The sequence below is a fragment of the Sulfitobacter donghicola DSW-25 = KCTC 12864 = JCM 14565 genome, from assembly GCF_000622405.1.
GTDB lineage: Bacteria > Pseudomonadota > Alphaproteobacteria > Rhodobacterales > Rhodobacteraceae > Sulfitobacter > Sulfitobacter donghicola.
Window position 1 is genome coordinate 2,660,490 of sequence record NZ_JASF01000005.1, and the last position, 17,588, is coordinate 2,678,077.

15 protein-coding genes are annotated in these 17,588 nt (G+C 55.7%); 7 read left to right on the forward strand and 8 right to left on the reverse strand.

Translation table 11 applies throughout. The features are described 5' to 3' along the window. Positions 1-281: 281 nt before the first annotated feature. Positions 282-908 carry a J domain-containing protein gene (locus Z948_RS0114235; RefSeq protein WP_025060227.1) on the reverse strand — a complete coding sequence of 209 codons (627 nt, stop codon included), beginning with the start codon at positions 906-908 and terminating at the stop codon, positions 282-284. A 95-nt stretch (positions 909-1,003) separates the two neighbouring features. On the opposite strand from Z948_RS0114235, the gene Z948_RS0114240 reads away from it, so the two are divergent. Further along, entirely contained in the window at positions 1,004-1,261 is a 258-nt protein-coding gene (locus tag Z948_RS0114240) for a BolA family protein (RefSeq protein WP_025060228.1), read from the forward strand. On the opposite strand, the gene Z948_RS19225 is transcribed toward Z948_RS0114240, so the two are convergent. The 4 genes from Z948_RS19225 to Z948_RS19230 all read right to left on the reverse strand — a co-directional run bounded on the left by Z948_RS19225 (position 1,251) and on the right by Z948_RS19230 (position 5,564). After that, positions 1,251-1,751 (reverse strand): hypothetical protein, encoded by a 501-nt coding sequence (locus Z948_RS19225; protein WP_025060229.1) that lies wholly within the window; start codon positions 1,749-1,751, stop codon positions 1,251-1,253. The genes Z948_RS0114240 and Z948_RS19225 overlap by 11 nt on opposite strands. Before the next feature lie 139 nt (positions 1,752-1,890). Beyond that, positions 1,891-2,370, reverse strand: coding sequence for a thioesterase family protein (locus tag Z948_RS0114250; RefSeq protein ID WP_025060230.1), 480 nt, complete (start codon positions 2,368-2,370; stop codon positions 1,891-1,893). Between the two features lie 106 nt (positions 2,371-2,476). Further along, the gene (gene gatB, locus Z948_RS0114255) at positions 2,477-3,988 is read right to left on the reverse strand and encodes an Asp-tRNA(Asn)/Glu-tRNA(Gln) amidotransferase subunit GatB (protein ID WP_025060231.1); all 1,512 of its coding nucleotides are present in this window, start codon (positions 3,986-3,988) and stop codon (positions 2,477-2,479) included. 163 nt (positions 3,989-4,151) lie between these two features. Continuing rightward, on the reverse strand, positions 4,152-5,564 hold the full coding sequence (locus Z948_RS19230; protein WP_025060232.1) for a hypothetical protein: 1,413 nt from the start codon (positions 5,562-5,564) through the stop codon (positions 4,152-4,154). Positions 5,565-5,875: 311 nt separating this feature from the next. Between Z948_RS19230 and Z948_RS18170 the strand changes: the two genes are divergently transcribed. Then, positions 5,876-6,685 (forward strand): transglycosylase SLT domain-containing protein, encoded by an 810-nt coding sequence (locus Z948_RS18170; RefSeq protein WP_025060233.1) that lies wholly within the window; start codon positions 5,876-5,878, stop codon positions 6,683-6,685. Here the strand turns inward: Z948_RS18170 and Z948_RS0114270 are convergent. The 3 genes from Z948_RS0114270 to pepN are packed head-to-tail and all read right to left on the reverse strand — an operon-like array spanning position 6,682 to position 10,244. After that, entirely contained in the window at positions 6,682-7,116 is a 435-nt protein-coding gene (locus Z948_RS0114270; protein ID WP_025060234.1) for a hypothetical protein, read from the reverse strand. The genes Z948_RS18170 and Z948_RS0114270 overlap by 4 nt on opposite strands. Further along, complete coding sequence (locus Z948_RS0114275; RefSeq protein WP_025060235.1) at positions 7,113-7,643, reverse strand: hypothetical protein; 531 nt, start codon at positions 7,641-7,643, stop codon at positions 7,113-7,115. The genes Z948_RS0114270 and Z948_RS0114275 overlap by 4 nt, the downstream gene beginning before the upstream one ends. A gap of 39 nt (positions 7,644-7,682) precedes the next feature. After that, positions 7,683-10,244, reverse strand: a complete 2,562-nt coding sequence (gene pepN / locus Z948_RS0114280; RefSeq protein ID WP_025060236.1) for an aminopeptidase N — start codon at positions 10,242-10,244, stop codon at positions 7,683-7,685. 302 nt (positions 10,245-10,546) lie between these two features. Here pepN and Z948_RS0114285 point away from each other — a divergent pair, with 302 nt between their 5' ends. The 5 genes from Z948_RS0114285 (at position 10,547) to Z948_RS0114305 (ending at position 17,419) form a co-directional block, all read left to right on the forward strand. After that, the gene (locus Z948_RS0114285; protein ID WP_025060237.1) at positions 10,547-12,679 is read left to right on the forward strand and encodes a malate synthase G; all 2,133 of its coding nucleotides are present in this window, start codon (positions 10,547-10,549) and stop codon (positions 12,677-12,679) included. 76 nt (positions 12,680-12,755) lie between these two features. Beyond that, positions 12,756-13,181 carry a GlcG/HbpS family heme-binding protein gene (locus Z948_RS0114290; RefSeq protein ID WP_025060238.1) on the forward strand — a complete coding sequence of 142 codons (426 nt, stop codon included), beginning with the start codon at positions 12,756-12,758 and terminating at the stop codon, positions 13,179-13,181. Positions 13,182-13,302: 121 nt separating this feature from the next. Further along, positions 13,303-14,082 (forward strand): gamma-glutamyl-gamma-aminobutyrate hydrolase family protein, encoded by a 780-nt coding sequence (locus Z948_RS0114295; RefSeq protein ID WP_025060239.1) that lies wholly within the window; start codon positions 13,303-13,305, stop codon positions 14,080-14,082. 309 nt (positions 14,083-14,391) lie between these two features. Next, on the forward strand, positions 14,392-15,966 hold the full coding sequence (locus Z948_RS0114300) for a Re/Si-specific NAD(P)(+) transhydrogenase subunit alpha (protein ID WP_025060240.1): 1,575 nt from the start codon (positions 14,392-14,394) through the stop codon (positions 15,964-15,966). A 13-nt stretch (positions 15,967-15,979) separates the two neighbouring features. Continuing rightward, entirely contained in the window at positions 15,980-17,419 is a 1,440-nt protein-coding gene (locus Z948_RS0114305) for an NAD(P)(+) transhydrogenase (Re/Si-specific) subunit beta (protein WP_025060241.1), read from the forward strand. The last annotated feature ends 169 nt before the right edge of the window (positions 17,420-17,588 follow it).

Sequence of the window (17,588 nt, forward strand, 5' to 3'; positions counted from 1 at the left end):
GCGAAGGGGAAACTTCGCATTCCCAAGCCAAGGCGATGTTTCTGCCGCAACGTAAATTCAGGATCGTTTTGCAGCGGCGACAGCTTTGCAGGAATTGATGGTGCCTTGAGGCTGGGATGTTCTGGGGGATGAATGGCTAAGGACCAGCTGGGCGCATGATTTTGCGGGTTCAAATTTCTTGGTCCGTTCTCGCATGAGTATGCGGCATGGCATTCGCTGCAAACGCCAAGAGCGAAATGGGCGACCCGAAGGGCCGCCCAATAACATTTTGATGTGGTTTGTTAGTCTTTGAAATTACGGCTGGTTTTCAACTGATCCCAAGCCCAGACAACCAGCTGAAGCTGCTCCTCTTGGCTGCGATCGCCACCGTTCATATCTGGGTGTAGGACTTTGATCAAAGATTTGTAGATCTTGCGGATCTCTGGCTTTGTCATGTTGTCCTTGGCTTCCAGAACCTCCAGCGCCCGTTTTTCTGTGGGGGGCAGGCGGCGGCCTGCTTGTGGGCCTTTGCCTGGGTTTTGGGTCGCGTTTGCGCCCAGTACCTGATGGGGGTCTTCAATGCCCAAACGCGCCCACGCACGGGCTTCTGGATCGCCCATCGGTTTGGTGGGGCGGTCCCAGACTTTGTCTTCGGACAATTGAGCGTTCATTTCGGCCTCGGTTGTGCCGTGGAAGAAATTCCATTTTGTGTTATATTCACGAACGTGTTGCTGGCAGAACCAATAGTAATCGTCCAACACGTCAGGCGCCTTGGGTGCGCGGTATTTGCCGGCCTCTTCGCAACCTTCGTGATCACAGATGCGTCGGGATGTTTCCGACGCGCCTGACATGCCTCTGCGTCCGCGCGGATTCTTCTTTTTCGCGGATGAAACAGACATATCAAAACCAAAGGGATCGTCTTTTTTCATGGGTGCACCTTTCCGACTCAGGCCCGTCACTCTAAACGTGTGGCTGTCAGAGGGAAGGGGGCGAAGCGAAAAAAATCGCCTTCATAGGAGGGTTTATGGCCATCAAAGAAGAAATCGAAAAAGCATTGGAAACGGCCTTTGCGATTGAGCGCCTAACCGTGGAAGATGTGAGCGAAGCACACCGTGGGCATGCGGGCTTTCGCGAAGGGGGCGAGACCCATTTTGATGTGTCTATTCGCGCGCCAGATTTCGCGGGCCTAAGCCGTTTGGCTAAACATCGCGCTGTTCATAGCGCCCTTGGGGCTGATTTAATCAGTCGTATCCACGCCTTAGCTTTGGATATCAATCCTTAGGGGCTTCTTCATCGTCCATCGGCCCGTCCGCGTCATCCTCACCCGTGGTTTCAGATGAAACATTTCTGGCGCGGGCCAGAATGCTAAGAGATGCGCCGATATTGGCGTCAAATTCAGTGTCTTCCACCCCGTTGTCCGCTAATGGCAGCGCGCCTGCGGCCTGTTGTTCATTGGCCATTTCAAAGGCTTCGTCTGCCTCTTGTGTGGGCATTGACGGCGCGGGAAGCAGCTCGGGTTGGAATTCAGCGGCATCGCCAGAACGGGGGCGGCGAAAGACCAGCACATTGCGCCACTCGGTTGTTGTGCCTGCGATGCCTGATCGCTCAACAGACGGCAGGGTTTCTGATCGCTGGTATTCCCAGCCATAACCAGACATCCCGTTCATAAGTTCCTGAAGGGCAAAGGAAAATTTGGCTTCCGCGCCACGCACGCCTTTGCCTTTGATGCCCTTTGTCGGGGCAGGAACAACTTTGTATTCATAGCGGATCATGGGCAGGGCTTTCGCGTGGTTTGCGCTGTTCTAACTTAGGGGAAAGTGAAAGGGAACAGAAGGTCTGCTCCTCTCTCATTCGATTTGTCGCAGGGCGGCGTTGTGAAACCGCCCCCTGCGCGACAGGGCGCTAGGTGATCTATTTTTGTGCAATCGCGATTTTACGGCCCACGCGGTCGGGCAGGGGGCTGCTTTTTTGGGCGTCTTTCATTTTCGCAAGATTGGCCAAGATGTCGTCGGGCATCGGAGCAACGCGGGGTCTATCGCCAGATTGGTCAACATGCAGGGTCAGTGCCTCGCCCGTCGCAGCCAGCCAGCCGTCTTCGTGCCAAAGCTCTTGAAAGATGTGGAACCGCTTTTCATCAAAATCGATCAGCCGCACAGTTGAGGTGACTTTGTCGCCCTCATGTAACTCGCGCACATAGCAGATATGAAATTCCGCCACATAGGTCGTGCAACCGGTCCGCTCGCGGTAATCAGGGCCAAAGCCGATCAAAGGATAAGTTTGATCCGCGCTTTTATCCATTAAGACCGAGTAATACGCCATGTTCAGGTGGCCGTTATAATCGATCCATTCGGGCAAAACGGTGAGCGGGGAAGTGCGAAAAACATCTGTCATTCAGAGGGTTTATCACAGGCCGTTCAAGCAGGCGAGATCGTATTTCGCTTACGCGGGGGCGCAAGGTGGGGCTTGGGGGCGATCACCCCCAAGCCCTTATCGCTGCTTAGCCTTTCAGCTTGGCTGCGACCAATTGGTTCACGGCCTTTGGATTGGCCTTGCCGCCTGTGGCTTTCATCACCTGACCCACAAACCAACCGGCGAGTTTCGGGTTCTCGCGGGCTTTGGCGACCTGATCGGGGTTCGCGGCGATGATTTCATCCACAGCGGCCTCGATTGCGCCAGTGTCGGTAACCTGCTTGAGGCCTTCGGTCTCAACGATTTCCGCAGGGTCGCGGCCCGTTGTATAGGTGATTTCAAAGACGTCTTTGGCGATCTTGCCCGAAATTGCGTCAGAGGCGATCAGGTCAATGATCCCACCCAGCAGAGCAGGGGTGACGGGGCTTTCCGAGATGTCTTTTTCGTCCTTTTTCAGGCGGCCAAACAATTCGTTGATGACCCAGTTTGCGGTCATCTTGCCATCGCGGCCTTTGGCGGTTTCCTCAAAGTAGGACGAGCTATCCAGATCGGCAGTCAGAACCGATGCATCATAGTCAGACAGACCAAAGTCGTTGATAAAACGGGCTTTCTTGGCGTCTGGTAGCTCGGGCAAGGTTGCCGCGATCTGGTCAACCCATGCTTGTTCGATCTCCAATGGCAGCAGATCGGGGTCGGGGAAGTAGCGGTAATCATGCGCTTCTTCCTTGGAGCGCATCGAGCGGGTTTCCTGTTTGTCTGGGTCAAACAGGCGTGTCTCTTGGGTGACTTCTCCGCCTGCTTCGACAATCGCGATCTGGCGCTTGGCCTCTACGTCGATGGCCTGCTGGATAAAGCGCATGGAGTTCATGTTTTTGATTTCGCAGCGCGTGCCAAGGTGGCCGAAATCACCTGTGGCCTTGTACTTTTCGTACTGACCTGGAGCACAGATCGACACGTTCACGTCCGCGCGCATCGCGCCTGATTGCATATCACCGTTACAGGTACCCAAATAGCGCAGGATCTGGCGCAGTTTGGCCAGATAGGCGGCTGCCTCTTCTGGGCCGCGAATGTCAGGGCGTGACACGATTTCCATCAGGGCGACGCCTGTGCGGTTCAAATCCACAAAGGACATGTTCGGATCCATATCATGGATCGATTTGCCTGCGTCCTGCTCTAGGTGGATGCGCTCAACGCCGACCAAACGGGCCGTGCCATCACCCATTTCAACCAGCACTTCGCCTTCGCCCACGATGGGGTGGTACAGCTGGGAAATCTGATAGCCCTGCGGCAAGTCAGGGTAGAAATAGTTTTTGCGGTCAAAGGCAGACCACAGGTTGATCTCGGCCTTCAGGCCAAGGCCCGTGCGCACCGCTTGTTCTACACAATATTCGTTGATCGTGGGCAGCATGCCGGGCATGGCCGCGTCAACAAAGGCGACATTGCTGTTTGGCTCGGCGCCAAATTTGGTCGAGGCGGCAGAAAACAGTTTTGCGTTTGAAGAAACCTGCGCATGGACTTCCATGCCGATCACCAGCTCCCAATCCTGTTTGGCACCTGCGATGGTGCGGACTTTTGGGGTGTCATAGGTGAGGTCTAGCATGGAAACGCCTTTCGCTGGTTGTTGTGACGGGTTTAGCGGGGGGCGTTGAGGGGAGCAAGAGGGCGAAAGCCAATGGGGCGGATTAGTCGAGCCAAGTTTGAGCCAGCACGCTTTGTTTGGCTACTCTTTGCGCGTATTTGTTTCCTGAGGCGTGATTTGACGGTTAGGTGGCAACCGATGTCGGGCCTTGGTCCGTAAAGACAATGCGCTGGCCTGCGGCGATTTCGCGTTTGAACAGCCCTGCAATGATGCGCAAAGCATCCTCTTGGCCAGCGGCCGCAAACCGAGAGGCAGAGGCGACGCGCAGGTTATTGGCAAACCCTTGGGCGGCATGGGCCCAGATCATCGGGTGAAGTTCGGTGAGGTGTTCACGCACGATCCAGTCAGCACATTCCGCAATCAGGGCGCGGTTGGCGTCTGCTGCATCATTGCCTGAAAACGCTTGGCCTATTGTGTTGGCGCAATATGCCGCCAGCAAGTTAACGGTGTGGGGTTCGGGGCGATGATTAACAATGTCGCGCAGGCCTTCGATAAAGAAGGGCAAATCCAGACGGGCGCAGGCTTCGTCATCGACGCTGATCGCATCAAACATAACCCACGTGTACCCGCCAGCGCCCCACGTCTGCTGAGTGCGCGCAGCAGTGCGGCGGGCTTCCAGCTCTAGCGCGTCATATGAACCATACCAACGGGGCAACATATGTGTCCCGAGGGCGCGCAACGGGCTGGTGTTTTCGGGGTTCAGGTCAATCAGGGCTTCATAGCGGTCTGCAACGGTTTTGCTGGTGCAATCGGCACCCCGTTGCAACGCACAAGAGGTGCTTGCCAAGAGAGCGGAGGTTTCAGGTTTCCCTTTAAAGGATTGGACAATCTCGCGCGCCCGAGCGAAATGCGCTTCAAAGGCTTCGCGATTGCGGGGCGCAATTTCCACATCCCATCCAATACCGCGCCACGCCCAAGCCATATCCATATGCGCCTGCGCCACAATGCATCCGATAACATAGTCATGTGCATGTTCGGCTAAAACAAACTCCAAGGCTTCGATGCCCATCATCAATGGCGCATCTTGTTCGGGGGTGCGGTCGAGCAATGCGTGCTCAACTGCCAGAACAACATCAGCGCGCGCCCCAAAGGAAAGCAGCTCGGCCACATTCATGCCCCCTGGTGTCATTGCGTTTTCTGCATCGGCGGCAGCAATTAACTTTGATAGTTTTGCCCAGTCTTCTTGGCGCACCAATTTCAAAGCTTTGTTCTGGTGTTCATCGCGAATGCGCTCTTCGCCTGTCGGATCGGGGCAGGGGATGCTCAGCTTGGCTGCGATGTTTGCGACGAAATCGTTCTTTGCAGCGTTTGGTTTCTCGCTCGGGGTAACCTCTTTAAACAAGGGTTCTTCAGGAATGGGGAGAGGGTCGGGGCGTTTGGTTGGCTGGCGTTTGCGCAGGGGCGAGGGCGCGCGTGATTTTGCGCCCCTCTCAGCGGGGCGGTCTTGCAAAGCCGTTTTAGCATAGCGCGATTCCAGCGATTTTGACCTTTGTTCAAGGCCCGAAATCTTGCGGAAAAAGGATGCCAATTGCGTCATAGTACCGTCCAATGTCGAAATTTTAATTCGTCGTGCTATTGAATTTGGCCGATCATTTGGGCGTGAAAGTGGCGCTGGAACGTTTAAGTGGCGAAATTCACAGGGCATTTGTTTCGCGAGCTTGGTGGATTCGGCGCAGCGCTGGTGCAATGTTGCTTATCGGGGAACAATTGGCACTGGGCCGCGGGCAAAATACTTGTCAGCGGTGATTTTCAACGACCATACTATGCGCCATGAGTTTAAAGTTTGAAAAAATCCGGTTTGATGGTTTGTGGCCAATAGCTCCTGTCTGGGGCTTTGGGGTGTCTTTAATGTTGGCTTTCGGGGGGCAAGAGGCATTCGCCAACGAGCAACCACAAATACGGCCACCTTCGGGGGCGTTGGTTCGATCCTCTGTTTCAGATGTTGCGATCCCGCCAGAAAGCCAGCCGCAGGAACAGGCGGAAACTGGCAATGCGGCAGAAGGTGACGCTGGCGCGCAAGGGGGCATTGGTGCCGAAAAGGAGGCTGTCCCTGCAGCGGTAGAGACACAGCATGTGAACACGGTCTCGTTTGATATTCGCCCACCTGCCAGATCACCTCATATTCCCAAAACGCGTTGGCAGCATATGCAGGGGCATTCGCTGTGGACGCGGGCGGCTATATCGGCGCTGAAATCACACGGGAGCCCTTTGGTTGAAATGGTGCCGCGTGACATTGCCAACTGGTGTCCGGCATATAGCGATAATGATGATGACCAGCGCCGCGCCTTTTGGGTTGGCTATATGTCTGCACTTGCCAAACATGAAAGCACTTATAAACCGTGGGCGGTTGGCGGCGGCGGGCGCTGGTATGGGTTGCTTCAGATCCTGCCCGCAACTGCGCGAGGGTATAAGTGTAACGTGGGCACTGGAGAGGCGTTGAAAAACGGAGCTGCAAACCTAAGCTGCGCTGTGCGGATCATGGCCTTTACGGTGAAACGTGACGGCGTCATCCATGGGCGTGACAAAAAATGGCGCGGCGTATCGGCGGATTGGGGGCCCATGCGCAGCAGCGCGAAACGTCAGGATATGGCTGGCTGGCTCAAACGCCAGAACTATTGCAGGTTGCGCAATAGCACGCGCCCCAAATCGCGCCCTTAACCCAATAGCGAAAAATGATGCCTTTGCGTCTGCACCCCTGCGTCTTTTGCAAGGGGTTCAAGAATGGCATGGGGCGGTGTGGCCTGCACAGGAACGCGGATTTTCACACCCGAGGGACGCACTACCGTCAAACGGACGGACATGTCTAGGCGGGTATCAAAGCGCAGATGATCAACCTCTGACAAGGCGATGCTTGCCTCTTGGCGCCCCGTTTCCCAACGGATCGTGTTATCGTCCAACGAAAATGTCGCGGTCGGGTTTGCAGCCAGCTCAAACGCGGCGGGCAAGGTAAACGCGCCTAAAATAGCCAATACAACGGCTGACGCATCCAGCAAGAAATAAGCGGCAAAAAGCGCGACCCAGATCAATACCAAGATCACAGCCGTCAAAGGGCGGCGTCCCTGTGTCTGGTAGGTATAGGGGAGGGTCATGCAGTGCGGAAAATGCGGGCGAGCGCGCCCATGGCATCGGCTTGGCGCGCGCTGGGCATGCCCTTGGTTCCTGCGGCTGTCATATCGCCAAGAACATTCATCATTTTGCCAAAATACGGGCCATGGTCCAATTGTTTTAACCTTTTGGTCAGGCGATCAAAGGCGGGAGTAGGCCCGCCCCCCTGATCCACCAACCAAGGCGCCAAGGTGCAAAAATCGTCAATCTGGAGGGGGTCAACCTGCAGATGTTTTGACACGGCCTTGGCCAGCGTTTCCTCACACGGTTCTTGATTGTCGTCCATTTGCGCAAATGCAAAAGCCATCGCAGCGACGCAGAGTTCGGGGCTGTGAAGGCTCGTGATTGAATGCACATTTGGCTGAGCCTTGAAGCCAACACGTTTTGCGGCGGCGCGCACCTCGGCCGGTGCCTCCATGTAGGAACCAATAACATATGCCCCGCGCTGAAAATGCCGAAAGAGGAAATAGGCCGCGCCCAACGCGCCACAGATGACTAAGATATAAATCATAGGGGGTCCTCGTTACTCTTTCGGGTCCTGTTTTGGCCGTTATGCTTCAGCGATACGGGTCAGCATCTCAGTGGTGTCACGGCTTAGGTCAGGTTTTGTTAATATTTGGTTAACTTGTTCAAGGATCAGGGACTGGCGCGCAGGGTCATAGCGTTTCCATGTCTGGAATGCTGAACACATACGCGCCGTTGTTTGCGGATTAACCGGATCCAGTTTGATCAACCAATCCGCCAACAACCTGTACCCATCCCCCGAGCCATGGTGAAAGCCCGCGTGATGCATCGCCAAAGAGCCAAAGACCGCGCGAAAGCGGTTGGGGTTTTTCCAGTTGAAATCCGCGTGCTCGGTGAGCGCTTTGGCTGTGGCGGCTGCGTCTTCGGGTTTGGCCTGCACAACCTGAAGCGCGAACCATTTGTCCATCACCAGACGGTCGTCGCGCCATTGCTGTTGGAATTGCTCTAACATGGGCGCCCCGACACCCGCCCGAATTGCGGCGCCCAATGCGCTCAGCTGCTGGGTCATGTTGTCGGCGCTGGCGTATTGCTGTTGCGCTAGCGCGCCGCCATCATTGCGCGACAGCAATGAAAGCGCGGCGTTTGCGAGCGCCCGAGCGCCCGATTGCGCCGCATCGGGTTGGTAGGCTTCGCTCACTTGATGGGCGGCATAAAGCTCTTCAAGGTGTTCCGCCAGATCTGTGGCTTGTGCTGTCCGCATGGTTTCTACTGCGGTATGGATCGCCTCAGGGTCGGGGATATCCCCCGCGTCATGCAGGGCTGTTGCCAAATCACTGTGGCTGGGCAGGCCCATCATCAACGCGCGATAGGCTGGGTCCAATGTGGCGTCGGTGACAACGGTTTTGAGGCCTGCAAGGTAAGCTGCGTTCGGCTTTACCCCCGTTCGGATCATGTCCAGCAGGGAGGCCTGAGCCAAATTGCGCCCCGCCTCCCAGCGGTTGAACGGATCGGTGTCATGGGCCAGCAAATGCGCGCGCTGCGCATCGCTGAGCGGGTGGTCCAGCACAACAGGCGCTGAGAATCCGCGCAAGATCGAGGCAACCGGTGCCTCGGTTAGCCCCTCAAAAGCAAAGCTTTGGGATGCTTGGGTCATTTCCAGCACTTGGGTCGAGGCAACCTCGCGACCGTCCTTGCCGATCAACCCAACGGCCAGCGGGATCACCTGCGGCTGTGGATCGGCTGTGGTTGCCGATGGCGCTAGCGTCTGCGTGAAGGTCAAGGTGAGCGTGCCATCTGCCCATGCCTCGTTCACTGCGACGCGCGGGGTTCCCGCCTGAGAATACCAGCGCTTGAACTGGCTGAGATCACGGCCTGTCGTATCCTCGAACACCTGCAACCAATCCTCGATTGTGGCTGCGTCGCCATCGTGGCGTTCAAAGTAGAGGTCCAGCGCCTCACGATAGGCTTGATCGCCGACCAATGTCTTGAGCATCCGAATAACCTCGGCACCTTTTTCATAGATCGTTGCGGTGTAAAAGTTGTTGATCTCTTGAAAGCTCTCGGGGCGCACGGGGTGCGCTAGGGGGCCTTGGTCTTCGGCGAATTGGCGGCCGCGCAGGTCGATCACATCCCCGATCCGTTTGACAGGTTCGCTGCGCATATCGGCGGTAAACTGGCTGTCGCGAAAAACGGTCAGCCCTTCCTTGAGGCACAGCTGGAACCAATCGCGGCAGGTGATGCGGTTGCCCGTCCAGTTGTGGAAATACTCATGCGCGATGATCGCCTCGATCCGCTCAAAGTTCAGATCGGTTGAGGTTTCTTGCGAGGCCAGCACGGCCGAAGAGTTAAAGATGTTCAGGCCTTTGTTCTCCATCGCGCCCATGTTGAAATCATCAACAGCGACAATGTTAAACAGGTCCAGATCGTATTCCCGCCCATAGACATCTTCATCCCATTTCATGGAATCCTTTAGCGCCTGCATCCCAAAGGCGCATTTACCCTCATCACCGGGGCGAACATAGAGGTTCAATGTCACATCACGGCCCGAACGGGTGGTGAACTGACCCGAGTGGGCGATAAGATCGCCCGCGACCAGCGCAAACAGATAGGCAGGCTTTGGCCACGGGTCATGCCACTGGGCGTGATTGTCGGATGTGACAACGGGGTTGCCGTTTGACAACAGCACAGGGTGGGGGCCGTCTATGGTTACGGAAAACACGCTCATCACGTCTGGGCGGTCGGGGTAATAGGTGATCTTGCGAAAGCCTTCGGCCTCGCATTGCGTGCAATACATGCCACCCGACATATACAACCCTTCGAGAGCGGTGTTATTCGCAGGGTCGATCTCGACTTCGGCTTCCCACGTAAACGACCCGCTGGGCACTGCGATGGTCAGGCCCTCATTGGTGAGGGTCGGGGTAACGGGCGCTCCGTCAATCTTGGCATGGATCAGCTTTAGCTTTTCACCATGCAGAAACATCTCTGACTCTGGACCGTTAGGCGAGGCGGGGTTTGGTTCAAAACGAATGCAGCTGCGAACGCGGGTTGCATGGGGATCAAGTGTGAAGTGAAGGTCGACGCTTTTGGCTGTCCAAGGGAAGGCGGTGTAGTCGGAAAGATAGATCGTCTCGGGTGCCGCGTCGCTCATATTATCGCTTTCGTTGGGTCTGTTTCTTTGGCGCAGAGGTTATGGCCGAGAACCCAAAGCTGCAAGCGCACAGGCGGGATATGCTGTGAACAATCAGTGTCGAAAAAGGATACAGCTGCTGGTGGTTTCTGTACAGCTTATGGTGGAAAAGATGCGGGTTTCTGGCCATTAACGCAGGGCGTTGCGGGATTGGTAAGGGGACATTACCAAATTCCCTTGCGGTCTGGCGGTTCGGCCAGTAGTTGTGGGGGAAATTATGTTTCCTATCGGAAATTTGCGCAATTGGCGAAGAGGAGCTTTTTATGGAACGTGTGGATCGCAGTGGATTGAAGGTTGATGTTCAGCTGGCTGATTTTGTCGAGACCCAAGCCCTAGATGGTTTGAACGTTTCAGCGGATCAGTTTTGGAGCGGGTTTTCCGAACTTATCCATGATTTTGGGCCAAAGAACCGCGAATTGCTGGCTGTGCGGGCGGAAATTCAGCAGAAAATAGATGCGTGGCACAAGGATCGTAAAGCGCAGGACCATGATGCAAAGGCCTATGCCGACTTCCTCAAAGAAATCGGGTATCTGGTGCCCGAGGGTGCACCCTTTGAGATTGATACGGCGAATGTGGATGCTGAAATCGCGGCAACGCCGGGACCTCAGTTGGTTGTGCCGATTACCAATGCGCGTTTTGCGCTGAACGCGGCCAATGCGCGGTGGGGGTCATTGTATGATGCATTCTATGGTACCGATGCGCTGGGCGATCTACCTGCCGCTGGCGGCTATGACGCCGATCGCGGCGCGCGTGTTGTGGCAAAGGCAAAGGCGTTTCTGGATGAGGCCGCACCACTGGCGCAAGGAAGCCATACGGATGTGTCAGGGTATTCGATACAGGCGGGTGCCTTGGTGCCTGCTTTGGCGGACCCAAAGCAGTTTGTGGGTTTTGTCGGGGATGCAACATCGCCCAAGGCGATCCTATTAAAGAACAACGGCATACATGTGGAAATTCAAGTGGATGCCAGCCATCCGATTGGCACATCGGACCCAGCGCATGTTTCTGATGTGGTGCTGGAATCTGCGCTGAGCACCATTATGGATTGCGAAGACAGCGTCGCGGCGGTGGATGCCGAAGACAAGGTTGTGGCCTATTCCAATTGGCTGGGCCTGATGCGCGGTGATCTGGTCGAAAGCTTTGAAAAGGGCGGCCAGATGGTCACCCGCAAAATGAACCCCGATCGCGAATATACGGCGCCAGATGGCGGTGCGTTTTCGCTAAAGGGGCGTTCGCTGATGTTGGTGCGCAATGTTGGGCACCTTATGACCAACCCAGCAGTGTTAGACCGTGACGGTCTGGAGGTTGGCGAAGGTCTGATGGATGCCATGATCACCACATTGATCGCCTTGCATGATCTGGCCCGCACAGGCGGCAATTCCTTGCGCGGATCGGTCTATATCGTAAAGCCAAAGATGCATGGCCCTGCCGAAGTGGCCTTTACCAATGAAATCTTTGCGCATGTCGAACAGGTGCTGGGCCTGCCCGAAAACACGGTGAAACTGGGTATCATGGACGAAGAGCGCCGCACGTCGGTTAACTTGGGCGAATGTATCCGCGCAGCAAAATCGCGTGTGGCGTTTATCAATACAGGGTTTTTGGATCGTACTGGCGATGAAATCCACACCTCGATGGAGGCGGGACCAATGGTGCCTAAGGGCGAGATGAAATCCGCCCCATGGATTGGTTCCTATGAGGATCGCAATGTCGATATCGGCCTTGCTTGTGGGTTAAAAGGGCGTGCGCAGATCGGCAAAGGCATGTGGGCGATGCCTGACCGGATGCAAGAGATGCTGGAAGCCAAGATCGGACACCCCCAGTCAGGCGCAACCTGTGCTTGGGTGCCTTCACCAACAGCCGCCACATTGCACGCGATGCATTATCACAAAGTTGACGTTCTGGCCCGTCAGGATGAGATCGCTTCGGGCGGCCCGCGCGGCACAATGCAAGATTTGCTCACCATTCCAACCATGCTTGGCCGAAATCTGAGTGACGCGGAGATCAACCAAGAGATTGATAATAACGCCCAAGGGATCCTTGGCTATGTCGTGCGCTGGATCGACGCGGGGGTGGGGTGCTCAAAGGTGCCGGATATCCACGACGTGGGCCTGATGGAAGACCGCGCAACCTGCCGAATTTCCGCGCAGGCGTTAGCCAATTGGCTGCATCACGGGGTTATCACGCAGGAACAGGTGATCGCATCGATGCAAAAGATGGCCGTTGTGGTTGATCGCCAAAATGCGGGTGATCCGACCTATATCAATATGGCACCGGATTTTGACGGTATCGCCTTCAAAGCAGCCTGCGAGCTGGTGTTAGAGGGCGCGCGCCAACCATCCGGTTACACCGAACCCGTCCTTCACGCGCGCCGCTTAGAGCTAAAGGCCGCTTTGCGATAACGATAACTTGGCTGTTGCATCACGGGATGGCCGATGTTCTGAAATGAGTAATACGAAATAGTTGAGAGGCAAGACAATGAACCTATCCCTTAGAAAAGCGCGGACCATCATCCGTAAGGCATTTGAAAAAGGCGCGGAAATGGAGCTGAAACCGCTTTCCGCCGTGGTGTTGGATGCAGGCGGGCATGTGATCGCCTTTGAACGGCAGGATGGTGCGGCGCCAGGGCGTTTCGCAATTGCCCATGGCAAGGCATACGGCGCGGTGATGCTGGGCATGGCGGGCACAGCCCAAATGGCGCGCGCAGAGCAGCAACCCTATTTCATGGCCGCTGTTAACGGCGTTTACGGGGGGCAGACGATCCCTGTTCCGGGTGGCGTATTGCTGCGCTCGACCAAAGGCGCGGTTATTGGAGCGGTGGGCCTGACGGGTGACACCTCGGACAATGACGCGGTTGCTGCTTTGGCTGGTATCGAGGCGGCAAACCTGATCGGCGAAATCTAAACGCTGTGAATTTTTAGGCGTAACGCGCCTATCGTTTAGGCGCGTTACGTTTGTGCTATTGAGGCCATTGCGGTTCAAAGCTATCCTTTGCAGAGCTGTTTTGAGCTGAGGAGCAGAATTTATGGGTCGTCCCGTCATCGGAATTATGGGCAATAGCCACGTCTTGAACGATCAATATCCCGTTCATGCAGGCGGTATGATGAACAGTCGGGCCATCGCCGAGGTGTCTGGGTGCTTGCCTTTGCTGATCCCGTCTGACCCTTCTTTGGCGTCTGTTCCTGATCTGATGGCAAGCTGTGACGGCTTTCTGTTAACGGGTGGGCGGCCAAATGTTCACCCCGAAGAATACGGCGAAGAGGCAACCTCGGCGCATGGTGAGTTTGACCGCTTGCGCGACGCGCTGGTGCTGGAGCTGACCAGAGCCTGTGTCGAAGCAGGGCAGCCGGTATTCGGCATTTGCCGCGGGTTTCAAGAGGTGAATGTCGCCATGGGGGGGACGCTTTACCCTGAAATTCGCGATTTGCCCGGGCGGATGAACCACCGGATGCCACCTGATGGCACCTTGGAAGAGAAATTCGAATTGCGGCACGATGTGCGCTTTACCAAAGGCGGCGTTTTCAACCGTGTAATGGGCGCCGAAGTTGTGCGAACCAACACGTTGCACGGGCAGGGCATCAAAGAAGCAGGCCCTAGAATTGTCATCGACGGTTACGCCGATGACGGCACCCCTGAGGCGATTTATGTTGAGGGTGCAGCTGGCTTTACCCTCGCGGTGCAATGGCATCCTGAATATGAGGCAGCCAAGGATCCGGTCTCGCGCCCCTTGTTCGAAGCATTCGGAAATGCGGCCCGTGAATGGGCGGCTGGCATTCGCCCCGAAGCCGTGGCGCGCGCAGGCTAAATCCAATTAGCAGCGGGGCATAAATGCTCTCTCATCAGTCTATGGGTAAACTGTCTGGCCAAACGGGGTGATTCCCTTTGGTTGGGTGGGTAGCATTGTTGCGCTGCATTGCGGCGAGGTGAAATAATGTTTTGCGCCCAATACTGCTTCTCGGGGGCACATATTCGTGCGCTGCGTCAAAAAAACCCACGATACATTACGTAATAACCCCGCTGTGCGCTTGTTTGTCGGTGATCTGCGGGGTAGGTCAATTGGATCATCTGCGACACGCCAGTTTCGGCACCAAACAAGCATTTTGGGAGATTTTGAGTGAAGATCGGGACACCTAAAGAGGTATTCGAGGGCGAGCGCCGCGTGGCTATGACGCCCGAGAGTGCTTTGCAATTACAAAAACTAGGGCATGAATGCCTGATTGAGTCAGGCGCCGGTGCGGCCTCGGGCTTTGACGATGCGGCTTATACGGCAGCAGGCGTTGAAGTTGTGAAAACAGCCGCCGCTCTTTGGAAGGCAGCCGATGTTGTCGCCAAAGTACGTGTTCCAGACACGTCAGAAATGAAGCGCCTGCGCGCCGAACAGACGTTGATCTCTTTCTTCAGCCCCGTAGCGGACGAAGCAAAGATGAAGTCTGCGGCCAAAAAAGGCGCAACCGTAGTCGCGATGGAAATGATCCCGCGTATTTCACGGGCTCAGAAAATGGATGCTTTGTCCTCCATGGCAAACATCGCGGGTTACCGCGCGGTAATCGAGGCAGGCAACAACTTTGGCCGCTTCTTTACTGGTCAGATCACGGCGGCGGGTAAGGTTCCGCCAGCCAAGGTACTGGTTGTAGGTGCTGGCGTTGCCGGTTTGGCCGCGATCGGGACATCCACCAGCCTTGGTGCGATTACATTGGCCTTTGACGTGCGCCCCGAAGTGGCCGAACAGGTCGAATCCATGGGCGCCGAATTTGTCTATCTCGACTTTGAAGAAGAGCAGACAGACGGCGCGGCAACGGGCGGTTATGCGTCTGTTTCCTCTCCCGAGTTCCGCGAAGCGCAGCTGGCCAAGTTCCGTGAACTGGCGCCAGAAGTTGATATCGTGATCACCACAGCCTTGATCCCGAACCGCGAAGCACCTGAGCTGTGGACCGAAGATATGGTTGCAGCCATGAAGCCGGGTTCGGTTGTTGTGGACCTTGCCGCTGAAAAGGGCGGTAACTGCAAGCTTACCGTTATGGACGAAAAAATCGTTACGGAAAATGGCGTGACCATCATTGGTTATACCGATTTCCCAAGCCGCATGGGCGCGCAGGCGTCGACCCTCTATGCGACAAACATTCGTCACCTGCTGTCGGATCTTACCCCTGAAAAAGACGGTGTAATCAATCACGACATGGAAGACGATGTGATCCGTGGTGCGACCATCGCCTACGGCGAAGCCGTGACCTTCCCGCCCCCTCCACCAAAAGTGGCAGCAATTGCGGCAGCTCCGAAAAAGGAAGCGCCAAAAGAGCTAACAGCGGAAGAAAAACGTGCCGAAGAACTGGCCGCGTTTAAGGCGCAGACCAAGAACCAAGTGATGCTTTTGGGCATTGGCGGCGCATTGCTGCTGTTGGTTGGTCTGGTGGCTCCTGCCAGCTTTATGCAGCACTTTATCGTGTTTGTTTTGTCGGTATTCATTGGTTTCCAAGTGATCTGGGGCGTGGCGCACAGCCTGCACACACCGCTGATGGCGATCACCAATGCGATTTCCTCGATCATCATTCTGGGGGCGCTGATGCAAATCGGGTCCGGCTCTGGATTGGTTGTTATTCTTGCTGCTTTGTCGGTCTTCATGTGTGGGATCAACATCTTTGGCGGCTTCCTCGTGACACGGCGCATGCTTGCCATGTTCCAGAAATCTTAAGGGGGGCTGAATAATGGATTTCGGTTTCACAACAGCGGCTTACGTCGTATCCGCTATTCTCATCATTCTGTCGCTGGGCGGTCTTTCGGGACAAGAAAGCGCAAAACGTGCGGTATGGTACGGGATTGTCGGCATGGCGTTGGCGGTTGCGGCCACATTGGTTGGCCCAGGCGCTGGTTTCTGGCTGCTATCGCTGATCCTGATCGCGGGTGGCGGTGCCATCGGTTATCAGCTGGCGACAAAAGTTCAGATGACCCAGATGCCAGAGCTGGTTGCAGCGATGCACAGCCTTGTGGGTCTGGCGGCAGTTTTCGTCGGCGTGATCGCGCATTTCGAAATCGGCCGTGTGGCGGGTATCGTTGAAGGTGGCGGCAGCACAAAAGAGCTGGGGACTTTCGCAGCTCTGATCGCCAAGAAATCAGCGGTTGAGATTAACATCCTGCGCGTTGAGCTGTTCTTGGGCGTGTTCATCGGTGCGGTAACCTTTACCGGTTCCGTGATTGCCTATGGCAAGCTGGCGGGCAAAGTGTCTTCGGCGGCGGAAAAGCTGCCAGGTGGTCACATGCTGAACATCGCAGCGGCAGTTATTTCTGTCATCACGCTGATCTGGTACTTTAACACGGGTGGCTTCTTCCCATTGTTCATCATGATGCTGGCGGCGCTGTTTATCGGCTATCACCTGATCATGGGGATTGGCGGCGCGGATATGCCTGTGGTTGTGTCCATGCTGAACAGCTATTCTGGCTGGGCTGCGGCAGCGATTGGTTTCTCCCTTGGGAACGACCTGTTGATCGTTGTTGGCGCGCTGGTTGGTTCTTCGGGTGCGATCCTGTCCTACATTATGTGTAAGGCTATGAACCGTTCCTTTGTTTCCGTGATCTTGGGTGGCTTTGGTGGCCCAGCGGGTGAACAGATGGCCGTTGAAGGTGAGCAGGTTGCCATTGATGCAGACGGTGTTGCAACCGCGCTGAATGAAGCAGACAGCGTTATCATCATTCCAGGTTACGGCATGGCAGTTGCCCAAGCGCAAACAGGCGTGGCCGAACTGGTGCGCAAGCTGCGCGCCAAGGGTAAGAACGTGCGTTTCGCCATTCACCCTGTTGCGGGTCGTTTGCCAGGTCACATGAACGTTTTGCTGGCCGAAGCAAAAGTGCCTTATGACATCGTGATGGAGATGGACGAGATCAACGATGATTTCCCTGAGACGGATGTTGCCATCGTCATCGGCTCCAACGACATCGTGAACCCAGCGGCACAAGACGATCCAAACAGCCCCATCGCAGGCATGCCTGTTCTGGAATGCTGGAAGGCAAAGACTGTGTTTGTTTCCAAACGTGGGCAGGGCACCGGTTACTCCGGTATCGAAAACCCGCTGTTCTTTAAGGACAACACACGCATGTTCTATGGCGATGCAAAAGAGTCCTTGGACAAATTGCTGCCCATGATCGACTAAGCGTTCTGCCAAACAGAACAGCCTGAAAACCGAAACGCCTCGTCGAAAGACGGGGCGTTTTGCTGTTTGGCCTTGTGCATTTCACGCTTCGTGAATGGAAAACCGTGCCAGTGGCGCAAGCAACAGCCGTTTCACGTAACCGCGCTAGATCGGTTTGTGGAGGTTTGGC